Genomic DNA, 20150 nt, shown 5'->3' on the forward strand with positions numbered 1-20150 from the left:
ATTCTTTCTAACACTGATGAAGTTCGAAACAGATACTTGTTGTTAGTTTTTCTCTACGACACGTCGCACGATGGAGAAAAACAATCGGTTCGGGAGATAACGTTTCAACACAATCAACAGTCCCGCCTGTTTACCTGATGGATAGCGGAGACGCTTCTTCCGGTCGGTCGCTGCACGCCAAATCGTCTCGGCGACGACGTCCGGGCCTTCAGCGTTCGCACCAGCGGCATTCGTGTTATGGAGCGCGACTTCCGTATAGTTATCATATACGTCGAGCGGTTGGTCACGGACGAGTTCCTGGGAACGACCATAAAAGTCTGTCTTGATTGGTCCTGGTTCAATCAATTTCATATCGATGTTAAACGGTGCCAGTTCAAACTGAAGCGATTCGATGAACCCTTCAATCGCCCATTTTGAACTGTGATACAGACTATAGATTGGGAATGTGATTTGACCACCGACCGAAGAGACGGTCACAATCCGTCCGCTCCGTTGTTTACGGAAATATGGGAGAGATGCCCGGATCACATTCATCACACCGAAGACGTTTGTATCAAACTGACGCTGAATCTGTTCAGGAGAGGCTTCTTCAAAAATCCCGACCGCTCCGTACCCGGCATTATTCAATAACACATCGATTGTGCCGTGATCCGAGACGATTTGTTGAAAGGCGTCACGAATGCTCGATTCGTTCGTCACATCTAGCTGATAGAGCGATACCCCTTTTAGGTTGGACAGTTCTTGATGGTCTTCAGGACTTCGCATCGTTGCGGCGACATGCCAGCCTCGTTTGCTGAACAATTCGACGGTCGCTCGACCAATCCCGCTTGATGCTCCCGTGATAACAATGGTTTGATTCATTTTCATTCTCCTTTTAACGTTTATATGTTTAAACTTTTAAACTAATTAGTGGAAAAGAAGCCTTTCTCTTTGTTTCCAAAAGAAAGGTCATAAGATACATTCATCTTCGATTGCACGTGTCAGTGCTTTGAGCAGTCCGACCGCGTCCTCGAGGGTCAAGAAGTAAAAGTTCTCTGTCCCGATTTTCTCGGAAGAGACGATACCTGCTTGTCGCAACAGTTTGAGGTGATGCGAGATAGCCGGTCTAGACAACTCGATCTTTTCATCAATCTGATTGACGTTCAATCGCTCATGTCTGGCGATCTCGACGATGATGCGTTGACGATTGACGTCGGCTAATACTTGAAACAATGGGATTGCATCTTCAAATAATGATAGCGACGCCTCGGGTGTTGTATTTGGTTGTTTCATATTCATCACTCCGTTTAAAAGTTTAAACGTTTAATCATGTATTCAGAATACTAGGTGATTCGCCTTCTGTCAACGAAGTTGTTCGTAGACTTCCCGAAGAATACTTGAAATCATATGTCTGGAGTCATAATCCCGCTTGGAGATTTGGACGAGCGGCGACGGGACAGGGAAGAGGTGAGCGTTGATATCGTCAATCGTATAGCCCGCAGCGGTTTTCGTTATCACGTCATCGGTCAAACGTTCTAGATAATCGAGCTTTTTGGTTAATTGCTCCCTTCCCTGCTCGAGACGTCCGGCATGCTGGCAGTACACTTCCTCAAATTCGAGAGACAGGACACGCTTGAGCGAACGAATCTGTTCAGGGACCGACTCCTCTGGAATCATTACTTTTGGATACGGATGAACGTACAAATCGCCTGAAAACAGTCGACCGTTCTCCTCATCATATAAGACAACGTGATTCGGTTCATGACCAGGTGTATGAATCACCTGATAGGTATGATGTTCTGATGTGATCTGATTGTCGTGATAGGCGACCGGCTGAAACGGTTCAGGGTCACCGGAGAAGCGTGACCGATAATCTGGGATATCTAGCCCCGTCCGGCACATGTCTCTGGCAGTTTCATGTATGTAGATTGGCACGCGATACGTTTGTTCGAGCCATGCGGCCGTTCCAATGTGGTCTTCATGTGGATGCGTAATGCTGACAAGGTCAATCGGGACCGATTCATAAAAGGATTGGAGAGTGGGGAGCATCGTACGGGTCCCGGTATCGATAATCATCCCATCGAGATAATACACATACATCGACATCTCGAATGGACCGTTCTTCACTTTGGCGCAAACTGCCGTCACTGGCCCATGCTGCTTCACTTGCATCATTCTTCCCTCCTAACTCTCACTTTTCTTTATTATAGCGAAAAAGAGCAAAGACCTGCATACATTTCACAGTTCTTTGCCCCCTGTTTCACTTACAGTTCTTCCCCATTGGTCGTGATGACCCGTTTATACCAGTCGAACGAGTCTTTCTTCATCCGCTCCATCGACCCGTTCCCTTCATTGTCACGGTCCACGTAAATCATCCCGTACCGTTTCTTCATCTCTCCCGTCGTGAACGAGACAATGTCGATGATGCCCCAAGGTGTGTACCCAATCAAGTCGACCCCGTCATAAATGACGGCTTGCTTCAATTGTTCGATATGAGCCTTCAAATAATCGATTCTGGCTTCGTCATGAATCTTCCCGTCGACAATCTCATCGACTGCACCAAATCCGTTTTCCACGATGAAGAGCGGGATTTGATATCGGTCATACAAACGATTGAGTACATAACGGAGACCGACCGGATCGATGGCCCATCCCCAGTCACTCGACTGAATGTACGGATTCTCGACACCGTTCGGCAGACCACCGTTGACGATATCTCCGCTGTTGTCCACAACGACATCACTTTTCACGGTCGTCGACATATAGTAGCTGAAGCCGAGATAATCAACCTTCCCGTTCAGTAAAATCTCTTCGTCTCCTTCAAGGATTGGGATGTTGTACCCTTCGCGCTCGAACTCGTTCAAGGCGTAACTCGGATAGAACCCACGTACTTGTACGTCCGGGAAGAAGTAACGTTGACGCATCATCTCCTCTGCCAACATGACGTCGTCCGGGTTTGATGAATACGGGTAGATTGGGACGTGCGACACCATCGCCCCAATCTCGAAGTCCGGATTAATGGCTTTCCCTTTGGCGACGGCGAGGGCGCTCGCAATCAGTTCGTGGTGTCCCGTCTGATACATGACTTCACGCGCGTTCTCCCCTTCTTCTAAAAGAACACCCGAATTCGTCCATAAGAAGAGCGGGTTATTGACGTCCATCTTGTTGTTGATCTCGTTGAACGTCATCCAGTACTTGACCTTGTCTTTGTAACGGTCGAAGCAGACCTCCGCGAAGCGGACGAAATGGTCGACGACGACACGGTTGCGGAACCCGCCGTACTCACGTGCGAGGTGGAGCGGCATCTCGAAATGCGAGAGCGTGATAATTGGCTCGATGTCATGTTTGAGTAACTCATCGAATAAGTCGTCATAAAATTGAAGACCCGCCTCGTTCGGCTCTGGATCATCACCATTTGGGAAGATGCGACTCCATCCGATTGAGGTACGCAAGCATTTCAATCCCATCTCGGCGAAGAGCGCCACATCTTCTTTATAACGATGATAGAAATCAATCGCCTCATGGTTTGGGTAGAATTCGTTCGGCTCAACCTTGTCCGTGATACGACGCGCGACACCGTGTGCGCCTGCTGTCAAGACGTCGACGACGCTCGGTCCTTTTCCGTCAGCGTCCCAACCACCCTCGAATTGATGGGCGGCGAGTGCGCCTCCCCATAAAAAATCTTTCGGTAACGTCTTCATCCTCTATTCCTCCTTCTGATGAATCATACACGTCAATTATAATTGTACCGGTATAATTTAACAAGGTTGATACAATGAAACATTCTTGTTTTTTCATGATATAATACAAGAAGTGACGAAAAAGTGAGGAATGACCATGTTAAAATACCAACAAATCGCAAATGAAATAGAACAATACATATATGAACAGAATTTAAAACAAGGTGATAAGCTACCTGTCCTTGAGCAGATGATGAGTCAATATGCCGTGAGTAAGAGTACGATCACGAAAGCGTTGGAACTGCTCGAACGAAAAGGCATCATCTTTCAACTCCGTGGTAGCGGCATTTTCGTCAGACGCCATAATCGTCCCGGTTATATGAGTCTCTTTTCCACCCAAGGATTCAAGAGTAACCTTGGAGATCGAATCTTGACCTCTGATGTACTCGACGTGTCTGTTATGAAACCAGATGCGTTGGTGGCCGAAAATCTCGGGATTGACGTAACAGACGATGTGTATCGTGTCGAACGGGTAAGGTATGTGGACGGGGAAGTACTTTGTCATGAAGAATCGTATTATGTAAAAGCCATCGTCCCTTACTTGAATCGAGAGATTGTGGCCGACTCCATTTTCGATTACGTCCAAAGTGCGCTCGGTGTCACAATCGGTTTTTCTGACATGTATCTACAGGTAGGTCGATTGACGGAAAGTGAAGCGGTACATCTCGGTTTGCATGAGCATGATCCAACGCTTCGCATTGAGACGATCTTCCATCTTTCGAATGGAAAACCGTTCGACTACTCACGCATCACGTATCATTACGACCATTCGCAGTTCGTCGTCCAAGCGAACGGCCCCTATATGTAAAGAATCCCCTCATGCGCGCATGAGGGGATGTTCGTTAGACAAGTTCTTTTCGGTTCAAGTCGAATAACTCGCAATCAGTCTCATATAGGAGTTCGTCAAACCGTTCGGTTCCGTGTTCTTCGATGAACAACTCTTCTGAAGGGTAAATCGGTACAAACCAGACGACTATGACGCTCTGTTCCCCGTTCTTATATGTGATGAGCGACTCATCTGAGTAAAAAGGGGCGGTCACATAGACCGAAGAAAATGAATATTGTTCAAGCACTTCCTCTGGCAGTTCGTAGATTTCGCCCAACTCGAACGCCTTGTGCGTTCCCAGCGCATAATCAATCAGCTGCCACATCAATTCAGCAAACTCATCTTTGACATGCTGTTGATTGAAGCGGAACAGCAACTCCTGGTGAGCGATCGAACCATTTTTAAATTGAAGTGTATGCCAATGCAGTCCTAATGTCGAAATACTTGTGATTTTAGAGGACTCATCTTCAAGTTCGATGATTTGGACATCCTCTTCTAGCAAGTATGGGATATCATACCCGCTGACGAACGTGCCACAATGTTTTTCTAGATGTTCTAAATAGTTCATGTTCCATCCCTACCTTCTCATAATTGGCGTACTGTTTGATTCGGGTTTTGAGTTTGATAGGCTCAATCGATTGACGCAAACTCACTTCTTCTTTAGTTGGATCATTCAAAACACTTTAATCTCTCCGTTCACGTGATCCAAGAGATAATACGTATCATGGGCATCGTGGGCGAAAACGAAGTTTCCTAAGATGTTTGGATGAAATTCACTAGTGAACCATTCGATTGTCTGATTATTTGTCGGAAAGAAAAGGGACTGCCATACATTCTTCGCTTTCGGAATTCGAAGCTGAGGCAACAGTTCGTCTTCAATCAATGTCTTCCAATCTGTGTCATGCAACGTGAAGCGATATACGTTCTCATGAGGACCGAGCGTTCCATCTAAACCAAATGACACCTCAATCGGAAACGCACCTGTCGTCACATATTCAAAAAAATCCTCGATATGGGCTATTCCCTTTGTTTCGACACGACTCACTTGTTTTCCTTGAAGCGTCAAACCGTCCCCATAATAACTCAGAATCCAATCTGTCTCTCCTTGTAAGACGATGATTTCATTCGAAGAGAGTGTCAATTCCGATTCTAATGACTCACGATTCTTGAGGGTTTTGGTCGTCAGATGCTCTTCTTGACGTTCAAAAGAGAAGAGATGTTTTCTCGTAGCTCTCACAGTTCGTTTCCGTTCAATGCGCAATGGAAAGTCCTCATCCTTCAGATGTCGAAAAATCAATCGATTTGCTTCTCCTTCTTTCAGTGCATGACTCGGTATGATCACCATTTCTAGTGGTTCATGTTGACTGTATAAGTCTTTTGACATCATGCTGTTTTTCGTCTTTTAAGGAACCAATACCCGAATGGCAACATCGCTAATACTGCAAAACCAATCAATCGGTTGATATTCGATGTTGGATTGTTTGATTTTGCTTCATTCGAATAGTCACCCGCTCCATCCATCATCCCTTCTTCAGCAGATCCTTCAATATCTGAATGCTCTTCAATCAATAAAGCTTGGAAGTCCTTCGTCGAAATTGCATCCCCGCTGATCATCTGTTGTGAGTTGGACGTCAACCCCGTCAACATGTCCCGATCATAATCAAACCATGCCGACCTTTCTGTGTATTTCACGAGATGTCCTTGTACGTCCATCAAAGCTTTCGGAGTTTCTTTGTCTGAACCAAACGTTGAGAACGCATATGTACCTGCTGATTGTTCATACGTTCCGATCACGTTGACTGGTTCATCATCTTGAAAGACGGTCGCCACAAATTCTTTTGTCGGGATGAACGAACATGTCTCATCATTCTTGTAACAAGAGGAAGACGGGACGTATGTCTCGAGTAGTGGTCCGAACGTGATGTTCTCACTGTACGTCATATGATAATTAGTCGGATCATCTCCCTGAATATGATCCATCACAATGTCATAAAAATATGCATCTGCAAAACGTTCCGCCGAGGATTCAGTCATCTCAGCTGATCCGGTCGTCGTGCTTGCAAGCAGTCCGACACAACATATGAATAAGCCCTTCATTGGTCGCATGTGTTTCTCCCTTCATCAACCTGAAGATTTCAGCAGCATCGCGTGATTGATGTGAATCAATTCGGCGTGCGGCTGTTTGTGACGACTGACATATGACGTGAATCGCGATGATGCAACAAACGCGTTCGATTCATGAATCATCGCCAGTCGGACGAGAATGTGCCGTAATTGTTTTCTGCCTTCTCCCAGTGTAACACGGTCGACTTGGTTGTTTTTGTCGAGTCGGTTGATTAACAGTTCCACTTTACAATCTTCTTTGATCAAATAAGAGACCCAATACGCCGTCTGTTGAATCAAGTCTTCGTATTGCGCATGGAGCCCGTTCCCGAGCGGACCGCTCAAATCAAGGAAAATCGTGAACGTGTCGAGATTTTGTCGTTCGAGTACTTTTGCCTGTACATGACCGACCTTTGAAGTGGCGACCCAGTCGATCTGTTTGGAGGGTTCCTTCTCATATCGTTTTGCACTTTGAATCATCAACGGATCGTTCAATGGGGAGTGTTTGACGATGCGGTCACCCATCCGTATCATACGAGATTCGGTGATTGGCGACTTCGTGATGGTAGGTAACACAATCCATGAGGGCATATCCATCTCCTCATCCGTGAAAAAAAGAGTACCTAAATAAAACGGTAACGTAACACGCATCACACACGTATGAATCGAAGCAGGTCCACGCTTCACAGCCGAGACGCTCACATGATGAATGTCCTGTTCAATCCTTGTGTCGTATGCCTGTGACCCGTTCTCGAATACCATTCGTTCATTACCCTCTAGTCGAATCAATAGCGGAACGCCAAGGGCAATGATTCGCTCATACCCATCGATACGGACGACACATGATGTCTCATCGTCAATGAACAAGAGATCTTCTTTCTGTCGAATGGAAAATGAGACTTCGTTTGAAAGTGTTCGAATGATTCGTTTCCGGATGAACATGACGATTAATAATGCTCCGCATACATAAGAAATGGGCCATACATAAGGCATCCACATCGTGAGGAGACCGAGACTGACATAAGCCGGCCAAAGTTGGTCCTGAAGGATGGACGGTGTACTGATTTCGACCTGTCGCATCGTTACACCTTTTCGACTGGGACAGTTACAGACTCGAGTACGTCCGCTAGCACTTGTCGCTTCGTCGATTTGATGTCCCCTTCAAGGGTGAGGGTCAATCGATGCGAGAGAACGTGTGGTGCAACGGCTTGAACATCTTCAGGCGTGACAAACTGAAGATCGTTCAAGTACGCATAGGCTTGTGAGGCCTTGACGAGCGCGAGCGTCGCCCGTGGACTCGCCCCGACTTCGACTAACGGATGTTGCCTTGTCTCTTGGATGAGTGCGAGCAAATAAGTGACGACATCTTCATGAATCCGGACGTTCTCGACTTCTTTTTGTGCTTCTAAGAAAGCCGCATTCGTCATCAAGGCGTGTACCACATGCCTCGTCTTTGAAATCGTCTGCAGAATCAAGTTCCGCTCTTCATCTGCCCCTGGATATCCGACTTGAAGGGACATGAGGAAGCGGTCGAGTTGGGCGTCCGGTAGGGCGAACGTCCCAGCAGACTCGATTGGGTTTTGCGTCGCGATGACGAAAAACGGTTTCGGTAGCTGATAGGTGACGCCACCGATTGAAACTTGGCGTTCTTCCATCGCTTCAAGCAAGGCAGATTGTGTTCTCGGGACGGCACGGTTCACTTCATCGATTAACAAGATGTTTGTGAAGATGGGACCGGTACGGTTCTCGAACGTTTGGGTCTTCATATTGAAGAAGTCTGAACCGATGATGTCAGAAGGCAGCAGGTCTGCTGTAAACTGGATTCGGGCGAAGTCTGCCTCAAAGCTTTTGGCGATGCTTTTCGCAAGTAACGTCTTCCCCGTCCCAGGCACATCCTCTAGCAAAATATGTCCGTTCGCCAATAGGGCTGTGCAGCATAATTTTGTGATTTCCGGTTTCCCGAGATAAATGCGGTCTAGTTGTTCCAATACGTGTCGGATGGTCATGAATTCGACTCCTTTTGTGTGCGTAGTAGGTATTCATCAAGTTGTTGGGTGAACGCTCGCTCACGCTGTGGTGAGATGTTCACTTCGTCATAGCGTGTCTCTAAATAGGCAAGTAGAGATGCATCAAGCTCGATTCGTTTCGCCCAGGTCGACAACGTCTCATACGGGCGGCGACGTTTATGTGGAGGTAATGCTGCTTCGAATTGAATCAACTGTTGTCGAATAACCGAGGCAGGTAATGGATGAAGCGTTCGGTTTATCTGCTCCGACGAGTTGTCATAAGTCACTAGCGAGTGATCCTCGATATCTAACTCTTCTTCCTCGCTTTGTTTCTTCGAAGGACGTCGTCTCTTCCAAAGCCACCATCCGAGCAAGATGAACAGACCGGTAATAATGTATGGGAGGTAAGCGATCTCGTTCGACTCATTTGATTGGGGATTGCCGTAAGAAGGTGACTGGTCCTTAATCCGCTCTTTCGGTGTACCACCTGATTTTTCTTCTGAGTCAATCATCGCTCCGTCTGGACCATTCCCTTCCGGTTCTTCATATGGCGCATCACCACACCAAAAATCAACATCCGTCACTTCGAAAATCCCTAAAAACTTTCGTTTGTCATGACAGTCCGTGACCCAACTCGTGATGTCGCTCCCCGAGATGTCTAATGATTGATAGTAACGGTATCCCAGTTGACCGGAATAGGAGATGAGCCCGACAAGTAGCAAGGAGAAAAGAATTCCTGACATAAAGATCATTTTGGCTTGTTTCATTGGTTATACCGCTTATGTATATTCGGTTTGATTGTTTTCATCTGATGTGACGGCTCCCCCTATAGATTTAATCCTTTATTTGGAAATAGGATTAAAAGGATTATACCATGCACTTTAACGGAATATTCAGTTATTTTTAGACAAAAGAAAAAGCCCGTTCATTGAACGAGCATCCACAATTCTCTACCTTCATCTTCTTCGTCGAGCAACCATTCTTCAAATCCATACACGCGAATATCCTGGTCACTACGAATGTCCCATTTGTTCATAAACGTTTTTTTATGAGAAATCGGGATCCATTTTTGATGGGATGAATCACGCCGCATAAACGTTTGTAACTCCTCTTCATCTTCAAACACGAGAAGCTCAGAGTTCCAGAGTGTAGGAAAATCTAGCAGCACGGCAACTCGCATTCGCTCATCCACACGCAACTCAACTAGTCGTTTCGCCTCATCGAGCAGAATATGGATGATTGCCTGTTTGATTTGGGCATTGTGTTGAATCTCCAATAAAAAAGTTTGTCCGACCGGAATCTTGGTATTCCAATAACCATTATGAAACTCAGTTGGGAAATCATGATGATTTTCTTGCATATTACGCTGAAGACGAATTAACTTTCGTTTCAGACCACGCACTTTCCGATGTCTCATTTCAGGATGGACTCGACTTGCTTCATATGGTGCCAGTCATGCTCGATGAATTCTCCGATGATCACATATAGTGAATATGGGACACCTTGATGAAGATCATGCGAGACGCCATTCGCTGTCGTTTTATAAGTCAGCGCCTCTTCACTTAAGGACTCGAGCATCGTGACGAGCGTTCGCCGACTGTTAAGGGATTCCTTCAGTACGGTCTCACCTGTCAACTTCTCCGCTCTTTTCGTCGCCCGCGCGTTAAACGAGTCAAAATCAGGGAATATCATTCCTTCCCCGTTCTTCACCGATGGGATGATGACATTCAACAGATGATTGTCCCAATGGGCGATATGTAAGATGATTTGCTTTATAGACCACTTCTCAGAGTCGATCTGTTTATTCCAATCAGATTCACTTAGCTTTTCTAACGACTTGAGCCATTCTGTGTACGATGCGAATTCTTGAAGGACTTGCATCAAATCCCCTCCCCGTTTTCTTCAAATTACTGCGATTATAGCATGAACCATCCCTTGAGAATCATCAAAAAAACGGCACCGTTCGTCATGAACGATGCCGCGTGTGTCTCTATAACCAGACTGGTAATGAGAAGAAAACTAAGAACAATACGGTCAAGACACCGACGACCGGACTGAGTGACCGGTAGCCCTTCTTGAACAAGACAATCATCGTGTATGCGATGAATCCGAGTCCAATCCCATCGACGATGGAATACGTGAACGGAATCATGATGATGACGAGAATCGCCGGGAAGGCATGCTCCCAGTTATCGAGCGGCAAATGCTTCACGTTTTGGAACATCATCATGCCGATGATAATCAATACCGGTGCAATCGCCGTCACAGGGATGATGGCAAAGAGCGGTAGCAATAAGAGCGATACCACGTACAATCCAGATGTGACGAATGAAGCAATCCCGCCTCGTGCACCGACCGATATTCCGGCAGCCACTTCGACCGTCGAGACGGTCGGACTTGACCCGAACATGGCACCGACCATCGTCGAGAGGCCTTGTGCAATGAGACCTTTCGGCGCATCCTTTTCTTTGTCGATTGCACGTGTCTGATTCTGGATCAAGCTGATGTTTTCAATCAACAAGACAAGCGTCAGTACACCGACCGCGACTAAGAAGAGCGGAGACGCAGATTCAGCGAACGAGATGTTCCCAAACACCGTGCCGAATGACTCGAAGAACGGTGACAATGAGAAGCTTCCCGTCCACTCTAGCGTTCCCATCACGGCGCTGAGACCGACACCGAAACCGATTGTCCATAGGAAGCTGCTCGGTCCCATCTTCAAGAACAACAAGATGGCGACGAAGAGTGATAAAAAGGCCACCTGGACGTTACGCTCTCCGAGGTCACCGATGTGGAGCAATGCCCCGCCTCCACCTGAGACAATTCCAGCCGCCTCGAGACCGATCAAAATGAGGAAGAGGCCGAGACCGACCGTCAATCCGTCATGGATGATCGGCGGGAACGCGTTCGCCAATTTCCTCGCCACCTTGGTGACCGTCAACAATACGACGAGTACACCTGAGACGAACGAGACAGCGAGCGCGCTTTGCCAGCTCAACCCCATCTGTAAGACGAGCGTGTACGTGAAGAGCGCGTTAATCCCCATTCCCGGTAACAAGAGTAGCGGAAGATTGAAGAACCCCGCAATCAACGTCCCGATGATGCTTGTCAAAATCGCTCCGACGAGCGCCCCCTCGAACGGGAGTCCGGCTTGTGTCAAGATTGCCGCATGCACGGCCGGGATGTATGCTGTCGCCAGAAAGTTCAGCACGCCCCCGTATGTTTCTGTTTTCCATTCTGTTTGTTTTGCCATAGGAATCAATCCTTTATTGGCACCCTCACCCACCCGTGTATACACACGAGATTGATTATATCCTGTCAGACATCTAACAAGCAAGGGCGATTCGACTCAATTCCTTCTTTGGACCCATTTATGAGACCGATTCCATCAAAAGATTCATTTTATAAAACAAGAACGTTTGTTCTTATTTTTAACGCCATTTTACGAACGAATCTGTTATAATGAAGGGGCAGGTTAACGCAGCAATAGTGGGGTCAGCCGCCAAGTCCACAATGGAGGAAGGCGGTGGTGCGGATGGAACAACTTTGGACCTGGGTTGGAGATTATGTCATGATCCCAATCCTCGCTCCGATCATCGTTCACTTGGTGATTCACCGAACATCCGATCGTGCAACGTCTGAACGCACAAAAAAATGACCCCCTCGGCGCAATGAGATGGGTCACTTTCTGATTCACTAACCATTGTGGCGGCTGGGACCACTCTTAAAGTGGGAGCCTGTAAGCCAGAGGTCGGTGTGTCCAGCACCGGTCTCTTTCTACTTGCATCATACCATACTTTATCCGCGTTTTCAGTAAGAGAAACATCATTTGATACGAAAATCACAAATAATTCAAACGCTCAGGAGACTTTATCCTGAGCGTTTTTCATTCATTTCGTTATAACGGGAGAACCAGACGAGCATCGCGTCCGCTTCTTCTTTCGGAATGTCGTCAATTGTCTCGACGGACAAGAATCCTCCTCGAGTCGAGAACTGAACCGTACAAAGTCCGAATCGACGTTGCAAGAGCGATTGCTTCACTTGAATCTGTTCGATCCGTGGTTTGTCCGTCAAGAACGACCGGACGTTGAAAGCTCCCGTCCGCAATTGAATGAATTGATCGGTACGGACATATTTTGTCGTGACGTAACTGAGCACACGTCCCCCGATGATAATGGCCCATAAAAGAAGGAGCCACCATGCATAATCTCGGAAGAAATAGAGCACGAGTCCTGATAAGATGAAGCCGAACCAGCTGATTCGCAGTAGTTTGATTCCTAACGCCTTTTTTGGAAGTCGATGTAATTCATCCGACCATGTGAAGTGCGTGAAGTGTTCACGGAGTACTCGCATCGCACGGTCACGTCGAACAAACGGGAGAATCGTTGATGATTCGTCCTTTAATTCATCCATCGTTCCTGCTGCGACGAGTTCGACTCCGACGATGTGGAACCAGCGACGGATGAACGTCTCTTTGATTCGAATCGCTTGAATCTTCTCATAGGGGATCTCTTTTGCACTCCGGTTCAATAACCCTTTTTCGACACGAATGCGCTCCCCTCTTCGTTCGAGTCGGAAGTTTCCATATTTCAAGAAGTTAATGACCATACCGATCACGACCGACAGCATCAACACCCCGATGACGAGAAGACCGATGACGATGATGGACGCATGGACGACATAATCTTCTACTTGGTTGAACGCCCCATCCAAATTGATGAAGTCATCAATCGAAGAGATGATTGTTGAAGCGACCGGGAAGATGGCGAAGACAGAGAGCGACGTGATGGAGGCCAACACGATTTCGCGCGTGGACAAGGCATATAACAGACGGCTTGGTAAAGATTCTGCCTGTTCAGTTGTCGCATCTGTCATTTCTGGATTGTCTTCGGTTTGTGCATTCTGTTTCCGATGACGGACTTGCTCGAGAATCTCTTCCAGTCGTTTCGCTTCGGTCGGAAAGACACCAGCCAGTTTGAATGATGCATCGTCACTGTTGGCATTCGTATCGAACGTCAATTCGACAACACCAAGCAATCGATAGAGGAATGGACTGTTCGAATGAACGCTTTGAATTTTATAGAGTGGAAGCGATTTTTCTTTTTTCAACCAGTTCCCTTCGATCACATAGACAGTCTTTTCATCCAGTGCATATCGGAAGTTTAACCACCCAAAGAACTTCTGGACAATGTCGAGTAATAGAAAGAGTAGGATGCCGACTCGGATGATGATGCCGAAAGTCGATTCCCAGTCGTTGTTAAGCACAAAGAGTAAGACGATTGGAATGGCGAACGACTTGATGACTTCGAGAATACGCAGCACCAAAACGCGACTCGGGAGTCGATGCCATGTTAACGCGGTCTCGGTCATACGACATCCTCCTCTTCGATTCGTGCATAGATGGCAATCTGCTCACGGAGTGTTTTTGCGAATGACTCTTCAATCGCATAGATTTCGTGAGAACCGGCCGCTGTTCCAATGGTGATGGTCTGTAACCCGTATTTACGTAGAATCGGTCCTTGTTCCGCATGAACATATTGGACCTTCGTCATCGGGATGAGTACGTCATGTGTCGTGATGATTCCATGATGAATCCGGATCTCAAGCGGCTGGACATCATACGTGAATCGTTCCTGTTTCCACTTTTGGAACCAGATGATATCAATCAAGCTATAGACGACATCGATGACAAGTAGCACGATAAAGCCAATCTGTAGCCAAGTCGGCCAGTCGAACCAGTATGATGCGACAACGAGAGCTCCAGTGATGAGGAGACCGATGATATAAAAAATCGCACTCGATAATCGAAAGACCGCCCGTGCCTCGATCGGAAGTGTTCCGCTGATTCGTTGTGGTGTGACACCTTCTTCTGGTGGCGGTGTTGTTTCTGACATAGTGAATCCCCCTATCGTTCTTATGTATCTGTCTCTATTGTATACGTGTTTCTTCTCAAAAAGTTTCAGGATTCGGTCGGGAATGTACTTAAGACTTCATAATAACTCGTAAAATAATGGATAATACAATCTTTTTCATTTTCCTGCCCCTTCAAGTATAGATAATGACAACGAATCGGTTGACGCAGACAATGATTTTTCTAGACTAACACAACTTGAGATTATTACCAAATAATTCATTAATCCTTTATCGACTCATATATAATTGGATTTTATTTACACCTTAGGATATAGCTGAGATAATTAAATCAATATCGTTATCAATTCAATCACTACACAATCATCGAGGTAACTATGAGACAAAACATATTAAAAGAATTAATTCCTTTTTATTTTAAACAGATGAGCCGAAACGTATTCTATTTGATTGCACTTATCTTTATCCCGATTGTCCTCATATTAAAAATCGTTGCGAACGTGAACGAGCCGTTCGAGTACATGATGTTTCCTAATGTCTTAAAAGGCATAGTGATTCCTATTCAAGGTGTTATGTTGATTGTCAGCGTAGTCATGTATCGTCTTACTTCAGATGAGGCACAATACAGAAGTCAATTGACTCTTCCAAACATTGTGTGGATTCAATTTCAAAAGATTGTCGCCATACTCTTCATACATACGTTCTTTTCATTTTGTGCCATCTTACTCGGGCTTCTACCTGTCGTCACTTATTTCTCATTTAATCAAATCGAAACATGGTCCTTTTATCAGCAGCTGTTATTCCATTCACTTATTTTCTATCTACTTCCACTACTAATTGCATCGGTATGGGGAATCAATGTGGGTCTCCTGTTTGGAAAAAAGCGAAGCGGCATTCTCGTCCTCTTTATCCTATGGATATTGTTCGGACCACTGAATACAGAGATTTTTTCTGAGTTCTTCTTAGAAAAAGGATTTAATAGCCCGAATGCTTTCTTCTTTTTCGGACCTCTACAACCTGAGGTCATCTATTACGAACTGACAGGTTTTTTGAGTAGCAACGCACTATTTATTAAGAACATGTTGATTTTATGTTTTCATTTTGGACTCACCCTATGGATCATATCGTGTTGGGCAATCAGAAGGAGTCATCGTATTCAGATGACAGTCTTGGCAATTATGCTGTTCTTAGTGATTGCATCTAGTGCTTCTTTCGCATTAAGCCATGACCAGTTGGTATTCGATCGTTCTCTCGATACGGAAACGACAGAACATTATGAATTACCTTATCCATATGATTTTTCACAAATAGATTCATTTTTGAACTTTGAAATAATCAATGTTCAGTTGAAATTAGCGAAGCAATCACATGGTCAGTTCGAAGTGGAAGCAGACTATACTTTAGTGTCGAGTACAGAAACTATTGTGTTATCGCTCTATCATCCTTATCAGGTAAAACATATCAGTGTAAACCAGCGAGAAGTCTCGTTCCATCAAGTTGGAGATTTCATCGAGATTGAGGCTGTAACGCTCGGAGTACCAACTGCATTGTCTGTCCGATATACAATCCCAAACACAAGTCAATTCCCAATCACTAATGAAGTAACCTATCTGCCTGCTTGGTTAAATTGGTATCCAACAAAACAATCTTATCCGAACAGCAGAATCGGGTCTGAGAACTTTAAACCTGTGATTAATCGAACGAATAGCGTACCTGTCACGTTGCATTATTCGCCACAATCTAAGTTTTTAACAAACCTTATCGAGCAAGCTCCTGCTCATTATGAAGGTGTACAGGCAGGGGTTACGTTGTTTGAGGGATCATTTGAAGCGTATCAAGCGGAAGATCAAGAAATAATCGTCGATCAGTCATGGACACCACCATACTCGTATTGGCCGATTCTAAAAGAAACGCTTCAATCAATTCATGCACTCACTGAAAGAGAGTTTGGCATATCAAGCTCCTTGCCTGATAAGATCATCCTCCTATCGCCTAATCTTGAGAAATTCAGTTACCGAGATAATCAGCATTTACTCCTTCATGTGGGGAGCAATTTACGATTAGATCATGACCTACCAGAAGTCGTTCGAGCATACATGCCTGCCTTGTTTTGGTCACATTCAAACACAGACAGCCAAATCCAGCCGACACGAGCGGCATTCGATGATGCGATGGCTTTTTGGCTGTCAGTCGAATTGAATCTCCCCTCACCGCTCGAACCAGACCCTTTCTTCTTAGAATCAATTCTTAACGGGGAGGAACTGGTCGCATCTAAAGAGCAAATATCTGAATTCATGCAATTGACTCATCAACAGCAACTCATCTTTTTGAAAAAATGGTATCGGGATTTGAACAGTGCGTCAAAAGTATAAGTGATTTGGAGGTACACCATGATACAAGTGGAACACATCGTGAAAAGGTACAAGAAACATATGGCTCTCGATCATGTCTCGCTAAACATTGAAGGGATATATGGTCTCCTTGGGTCGAACGGAGCGGGAAAGACGACATTAATGAAAATCATTTGCGGGCTAACGAATGCGTCCGGTGGAGATATCCGGGTGAACGGTCAATCAATGATGAAACGTAAATATGCGGATACAGCTGGAATGATTGGTTTCTTAGCCCAAGACTTTAATGTTTATCCTTCCCTGTCTGTAAACGAAGTTCTCTTTCATTTAGCCCTATTGCAAGGTATCGTCGACCGCAAGAAACAAGAGAGTGCCATTCAACAAGCGTTAGAAAGAGTCAACTTGACCGATAAATCCCACCTGAAGATGGAAGAAGAAAGCAGAAGGTTCGTTGGCGGAAGCGCAAATCAATCTTATGGAATTGAATAAATGGGTGAAAGATCATGATGTAGTACATATCGAAGAAACATCAGACGGAGCCTGTATCCGATATTTTGATGAAGAGAAAGGCGATGCGAAAATCGTTCCTCGGCTTTCGGATGGTTACTTAGCTGTGATGAGGGCGCAATGATGGATATATACCGTTTACTAAGAATTCAATTGTTTGAATGGAGATATCAGCGGTTACTCGGGATTATTCCGCTACTTGTATTCTGTGTTTCTCTTCTTGTTTTAGTTAGGGACAGTTCCGAACTGCACCTCAGTATACAGATTGTCCATTCCCTCTATCTGCCTTGGATTTCATGGTCTGTCATTCTTTATTTTCAGCCGTTATATGACACAGGGGCTTATTACACATTAATCCCACACTACCGAAAATGGATTGGGTTCAATTTCGTGTTCCTGTTCATATTATATGTTATAGGGTATCTTTTATTGCTATTTAATATCGATGGCGCGTTCCGATTGATTCAAACAACTCCATTAATACTAGTTCATCATCTACTTTTACTAACTCTCTTTTGGTGGATTGGAGCAGCTCTGGTACTTCTTTTAAAGAGCTTCGAGTATGCGACTGCCCTCGTACTAACCTATACACTCATCGAGGTTATCACTCGAGGTGAGTTTATGCCTTGGCCGCATATCTTTTACTTCTATGAGTATTATGATTTTACAATTTATGTGCAAAAAATCAGTTTGATCGTGTTCATTTCGTTAGTTTTCGTTTGTCTGGCACTTGTACGTTTGTACAAAAGAGATTGAAGAGGTTCATTCGTCTTTTATATAGGTCATTCTATAAATATTTTATACACACAAAAACCTAAAGGTGCACACGGTTTCGAGTACTCCTTTAGGTTTTCTATCAATCTTTCCTTCTCAGTCTTCAAAAAACCATTTCTTACGTGGTTCCACTTTTAAGTTGTCCCCATGTTTCTTCATTTCCGTGACAAGATAGCGTTCGAGTTCATTCATTGCCTTGACCCAGTCAGTCATCGTCGCCACGAGCGGCACGACGATGAGAATGAGTTCTTCCTCTTCCTCTCTCATCTTCTCAATCATTAACTTCGCAAAGTCAAAGTTCTCATGGATGAGATCCTCTTCTCGATCGATGAGGTGCTCGTTCTCGAGCTCGTAGGCCGAAAACAGACGCTCATGTCGACGCAACAAATGCCGAATGTGGCGATACAACTCATCGCTCAATTGTGGAGGAAGTTGTTCAATCGTATGGAAATCATGATCGAGTTTCTCGATGACATGGAGCGCGGCCCGGTTCGTCTCAATCATCTTGGACTTCAGGACGGCACGACGGAAGATCGGCGTCTTCTTCTCGAGCCAACGATTCGCTTTGATTTCTTCTTCAAAATAGGCATATGTTTGCTTTGAATCACTATGCAACTTCTTCGTCTCAGGCAAGGATTCGAAGGATGAGCGACCGCCTTCCGTTTCTGCAAACAATCGTGCGATCCGGACGACCATTTGAAATACCTCCGTCACCTGCTCTTCTAGTTTCCGTTCATATCGAGGTGGGAACAAAAGTGCGTTTACGATTAATGCAACAGTAATCCCCATCATGATGAGTAAGTAACGTTCACCCGCAAACACCCAAACCGGCATGTCCGACTGACTTGCCCCTTCCATGATGAGAATCGTCGTCAAGATGACGGTCCGTGTCGTCGATTCTAAATTTAAAAACAAAAGGATGGAGATGGCGATGATGATGACGAATCCGATGGCGATTGGTGTCGGATTCGGAGTGAGCAACAAGGAACCGACGGAAAGCAATGCCCCAATCAAGTTCCCTTTCATCTCTTCGATTAAGCGAAGTCCGGTCTGATAAACAGACGGGAGAAGCGCGAGTGACGCAGCGAGTGCCGGGACGACGATCTGTTGGAACTGAAACGCCTCGGCAATCAGTAAAACGATTGCGACCGATAGTCCGGTCTTAATAGTTCGAGCCCCAAATTTCATGTGATGGTGCCTTCCTCTCTTACGCTTGTCATATGTATTTTTTGCCTTCTTCCTCAATTCTAAAACGTACCACATTCTTTTCAAGCAGAATCGAACCATTTCAGGCAGTTTTGTGAACGCTTCCGTGTTATGATGGCGTTGGATATTTCTTTCATATTGATGGGGAGGGGTTTACTTGTCAACAATTGCTTTATTCGGCGGAAGTGGCCGTACAGGGGAACGGATACTTGAGCGTTTATTAAATCAAGGACATGACGTCAAACTTTTAACGAGACATTCGTTGGATTCAAAGGAAGGTGTCAACGAAATCATCGGAGACGCGACGGACAAAGAAGCAGTCCTAGAAACGGTACAATCTGCAGACGTCGTCATCTCGGCGTTAGGGACGGACAAACAAAACGTATTGTCTACATTCACACCACTCGTGATTGACGCGATGAAACAATTTGATGTGACACGCATCATCACAGTAGGGACCGCCGGCATCTTACAGGCACATGACAGCGACAACTATCGCTTTGAAACGAAAGAATCGAAGCGTTCGATGACAACCGCAGCAGAAGATCATGCACGGGCCTATGAATTATTACGAGACTCCGGATTGGCGTTCACAGTCATCTGTCCGACTCAACTGATCAATGAACCATCGAGTGGAGACATCATCGTCTCAAAAGAAGTGTTAGGCACGAAACAATCAGGTCCAATCTCGAGAGACGATGTCGCCGAGTTGGTGCTGGATTGTTTAACGAATGATGAATATGTCGGACATCGTGTCGGCATCACGACGGAATCATAATTAGGGGAT

General features: G+C 45.5%; 21 protein-coding genes. 5 read left to right on the forward strand and 16 right to left on the reverse strand.

All coding sequences use genetic code 11. The features are described 5' to 3' along the window. Positions 1–42: 42 nt before the first annotated feature. The 4 genes from KNP62_RS03135 to bglA all read right to left on the reverse strand — a co-directional run bounded on the left by KNP62_RS03135 (position 43) and on the right by bglA (position 3680). On the reverse strand, positions 43–861 hold the full coding sequence (locus tag KNP62_RS03135) for an SDR family oxidoreductase (protein ID WP_251125564.1): 819 nt from the start codon (positions 859–861) through the stop codon (positions 43–45). 87 nt (positions 862–948) lie between these two features. Beyond that, positions 949–1272, reverse strand: coding sequence for an ArsR/SmtB family transcription factor (locus tag KNP62_RS03140; protein WP_214782999.1), 324 nt, complete (start codon positions 1270–1272; stop codon positions 949–951). A 69-nt stretch (positions 1273–1341) separates the two neighbouring features. Further along, positions 1342–2151: an MBL fold metallo-hydrolase gene (locus KNP62_RS03145; protein ID WP_251125565.1), complete on the reverse strand. Its 810-nt coding sequence runs from the start codon at positions 2149–2151 to the stop codon at positions 1342–1344. A gap of 92 nt (positions 2152–2243) precedes the next feature. Further along, entirely contained in the window at positions 2244–3680 is a 1437-nt protein-coding gene (bglA, locus tag KNP62_RS03150; protein ID WP_214783005.1) for a 6-phospho-beta-glucosidase BglA, read from the reverse strand. 136 nt (positions 3681–3816) lie between these two features. Here bglA and KNP62_RS03155 point away from each other — a divergent pair, with 136 nt between their 5' ends. Next, positions 3817–4527 carry a GntR family transcriptional regulator gene (locus KNP62_RS03155; RefSeq protein WP_214783008.1) on the forward strand — a complete coding sequence of 237 codons (711 nt, stop codon included), beginning with the start codon at positions 3817–3819 and terminating at the stop codon, positions 4525–4527. 34 nt (positions 4528–4561) lie between these two features. Here the strand turns inward: KNP62_RS03155 and KNP62_RS03160 are convergent, their stop codons facing one another. The 9 genes from KNP62_RS03160 to KNP62_RS03200 all read right to left on the reverse strand — a co-directional run bounded on the left by KNP62_RS03160 (position 4562) and on the right by KNP62_RS03200 (position 11907). Continuing rightward, positions 4562–5113 carry a suppressor of fused domain protein gene (locus tag KNP62_RS03160; protein WP_214783011.1) on the reverse strand — a complete coding sequence of 184 codons (552 nt, stop codon included), beginning with the start codon at positions 5111–5113 and terminating at the stop codon, positions 4562–4564. A 105-nt stretch (positions 5114–5218) separates the two neighbouring features. Beyond that, a complete protein-coding gene (locus KNP62_RS03165; RefSeq protein ID WP_214783014.1) occupies positions 5219–5806 on the reverse strand; it encodes a hypothetical protein in 588 nt (195 codons plus the stop codon). A gap of 122 nt (positions 5807–5928) precedes the next feature. Beyond that, positions 5929–6651, reverse strand: a complete 723-nt coding sequence (locus KNP62_RS03170) for a hypothetical protein (RefSeq protein ID WP_214783017.1) — start codon at positions 6649–6651, stop codon at positions 5929–5931. Between the two features lie 15 nt (positions 6652–6666). Then, positions 6667–7728, reverse strand: coding sequence for a DUF58 domain-containing protein (locus KNP62_RS03175; protein ID WP_214783019.1), 1062 nt, complete (start codon positions 7726–7728; stop codon positions 6667–6669). A gap of 2 nt (positions 7729–7730) precedes the next feature. Next, positions 7731–8654 carry an AAA family ATPase gene (locus tag KNP62_RS03180; protein WP_214783022.1) on the reverse strand — a complete coding sequence of 308 codons (924 nt, stop codon included), beginning with the start codon at positions 8652–8654 and terminating at the stop codon, positions 7731–7733. Beyond that, on the reverse strand, positions 8651–9421 hold the full coding sequence (locus KNP62_RS03185; protein WP_214783024.1) for a hypothetical protein: 771 nt from the start codon (positions 9419–9421) through the stop codon (positions 8651–8653). The genes KNP62_RS03180 and KNP62_RS03185 overlap by 4 nt, the downstream gene beginning before the upstream one ends. Positions 9422–9579: 158 nt before the next feature. Then, positions 9580–10071, reverse strand: coding sequence for a DUF3916 domain-containing protein (locus KNP62_RS03190; RefSeq protein ID WP_214783026.1), 492 nt, complete (start codon positions 10069–10071; stop codon positions 9580–9582). Then, the gene (locus tag KNP62_RS03195) at positions 10068–10535 is read right to left on the reverse strand and encodes a DinB family protein (RefSeq protein WP_214783029.1); all 468 of its coding nucleotides are present in this window, start codon (positions 10533–10535) and stop codon (positions 10068–10070) included. The genes KNP62_RS03190 and KNP62_RS03195 overlap by 4 nt, the downstream gene beginning before the upstream one ends. A 109-nt stretch (positions 10536–10644) precedes the next feature. Next, the gene (locus KNP62_RS03200; RefSeq protein WP_214783032.1) at positions 10645–11907 is read right to left on the reverse strand and encodes an NCS2 family permease; all 1263 of its coding nucleotides are present in this window, start codon (positions 11905–11907) and stop codon (positions 10645–10647) included. Between the two features lie 282 nt (positions 11908–12189). Between KNP62_RS03200 and KNP62_RS15640 the strand changes: the two genes are divergently transcribed. Further along, positions 12190–12312: a hypothetical protein gene (locus KNP62_RS15640; RefSeq protein WP_255349577.1), complete on the forward strand. Its 123-nt coding sequence runs from the start codon at positions 12190–12192 to the stop codon at positions 12310–12312. Positions 12313–12524: 212 nt separating this feature from the next. Here the strand turns inward: KNP62_RS15640 and KNP62_RS03205 are convergent, their stop codons facing one another. Together KNP62_RS03205 and KNP62_RS03210 are read right to left on the reverse strand one after the other, a co-directional pair. Then, entirely contained in the window at positions 12525–14024 is a 1500-nt protein-coding gene (locus KNP62_RS03205) for a PH domain-containing protein (protein WP_214783035.1), read from the reverse strand. After that, entirely contained in the window at positions 14021–14548 is a 528-nt protein-coding gene (locus KNP62_RS03210; protein WP_214783038.1) for a PH domain-containing protein, read from the reverse strand. Before KNP62_RS03210 ends, KNP62_RS03205 begins: the two co-directional genes overlap by 4 nt. Positions 14549–14902: 354 nt before the next feature. Between KNP62_RS03210 and KNP62_RS03215 the strand changes: the two genes are divergently transcribed. Both KNP62_RS03215 and KNP62_RS03220 read left to right on the forward strand, forming a co-directional pair. Beyond that, the gene (locus KNP62_RS03215) at positions 14903–16897 is read left to right on the forward strand and encodes a hypothetical protein (protein WP_214783041.1); all 1995 of its coding nucleotides are present in this window, start codon (positions 14903–14905) and stop codon (positions 16895–16897) included. Positions 16898–16915: 18 nt separating this feature from the next. Continuing rightward, entirely contained in the window at positions 16916–17365 is a 450-nt protein-coding gene (locus KNP62_RS03220) for an ATP-binding cassette domain-containing protein (RefSeq protein WP_214783044.1), read from the forward strand. Between the two features lie 888 nt (positions 17366–18253). Here the strand turns inward: KNP62_RS03220 and KNP62_RS03225 are convergent. Beyond that, complete coding sequence (locus tag KNP62_RS03225; RefSeq protein WP_214783047.1) at positions 18254–19345, reverse strand: FUSC family protein; 1092 nt, start codon at positions 19343–19345, stop codon at positions 18254–18256. 175 nt (positions 19346–19520) lie between these two features. Between KNP62_RS03225 and KNP62_RS03230 the strand changes: the two genes are divergently transcribed. Further along, the gene (locus KNP62_RS03230) at positions 19521–20141 is read left to right on the forward strand and encodes an NAD(P)-dependent oxidoreductase (RefSeq protein ID WP_214783050.1); all 621 of its coding nucleotides are present in this window, start codon (positions 19521–19523) and stop codon (positions 20139–20141) included. The last annotated feature ends 9 nt before the right edge of the window (positions 20142–20150 follow it).

The organism is Exiguobacterium sp. s183 (assembly GCF_018617655.1).
Taxonomy (GTDB): Bacteria; Bacillota; Bacilli; order Exiguobacteriales; family Exiguobacteriaceae; genus Exiguobacterium; species Exiguobacterium aestuarii_A.

Excerpts from the sequence above, each read along its gene's own strand:
- KNP62_RS03200 (WP_214783032.1), bottom strand. The coding sequence starts at position 11,907 with ATGGCAAAACAAACAGAATGGAAAACAGAAACATACGGGGGCGTGCTG.
- KNP62_RS03195 (WP_214783029.1), bottom strand. The coding sequence starts at position 10,535 with ATGCAAGTCCTTCAAGAATTCGCATCGTACACAGAATGGCTCAAGTCG.
- KNP62_RS03220 (WP_214783044.1), top strand. The coding sequence starts at position 16,916 with ATGATACAAGTGGAACACATCGTGAAAAGGTACAAGAAACATATGGCT.
- KNP62_RS03170 (WP_214783017.1), bottom strand. The coding sequence starts at position 6,651 with ATGCGACCAATGAAGGGCTTATTCATATGTTGTGTCGGACTGCTTGCA.
- KNP62_RS03215 (WP_214783041.1), top strand. The coding sequence starts at position 14,903 with ATGAGACAAAACATATTAAAAGAATTAATTCCTTTTTATTTTAAACAG.
- KNP62_RS03225 (WP_214783047.1), bottom strand. The coding sequence starts at position 19,345 with ATGAAATTTGGGGCTCGAACTATTAAGACCGGACTATCGGTCGCAATC.
- KNP62_RS03135 (WP_251125564.1), bottom strand. The coding sequence starts at position 861 with ATGAATCAAACCATTGTTATCACGGGAGCATCAAGCGGGATTGGTCGA.
- KNP62_RS03180 (WP_214783022.1), bottom strand. The coding sequence starts at position 8,654 with ATGACCATCCGACACGTATTGGAACAACTAGACCGCATTTATCTCGGG.
- KNP62_RS03175 (WP_214783019.1), bottom strand. The coding sequence starts at position 7,728 with ATGCGACAGGTCGAAATCAGTACACCGTCCATCCTTCAGGACCAACTT.
- KNP62_RS03185 (WP_214783024.1), bottom strand. The coding sequence starts at position 9,421 with ATGAAACAAGCCAAAATGATCTTTATGTCAGGAATTCTTTTCTCCTTG.
- KNP62_RS03210 (WP_214783038.1), bottom strand. The coding sequence starts at position 14,548 with ATGTCAGAAACAACACCGCCACCAGAAGAAGGTGTCACACCACAACGA.
- KNP62_RS03160 (WP_214783011.1), bottom strand. The coding sequence starts at position 5,113 with ATGAACTATTTAGAACATCTAGAAAAACATTGTGGCACGTTCGTCAGC.
- KNP62_RS03190 (WP_214783026.1), bottom strand. The coding sequence starts at position 10,071 with ATGAGACATCGGAAAGTGCGTGGTCTGAAACGAAAGTTAATTCGTCTT.
- KNP62_RS03205 (WP_214783035.1), bottom strand. The coding sequence starts at position 14,024 with ATGACCGAGACCGCGTTAACATGGCATCGACTCCCGAGTCGCGTTTTG.
- KNP62_RS03140 (WP_214782999.1), bottom strand. The coding sequence starts at position 1,272 with ATGAAACAACCAAATACAACACCCGAGGCGTCGCTATCATTATTTGAA.
- KNP62_RS03155 (WP_214783008.1), top strand. The coding sequence starts at position 3,817 with ATGTTAAAATACCAACAAATCGCAAATGAAATAGAACAATACATATAT.
- KNP62_RS03145 (WP_251125565.1), bottom strand. The coding sequence starts at position 2,151 with ATGCAAGTGAAGCAGCATGGGCCAGTGACGGCAGTTTGCGCCAAAGTG.
- bglA (WP_214783005.1), bottom strand. The coding sequence starts at position 3,680 with ATGAAGACGTTACCGAAAGATTTTTTATGGGGAGGCGCACTCGCCGCC.
- KNP62_RS15640 (WP_255349577.1), top strand. The coding sequence starts at position 12,190 with ATGGAACAACTTTGGACCTGGGTTGGAGATTATGTCATGATCCCAATC.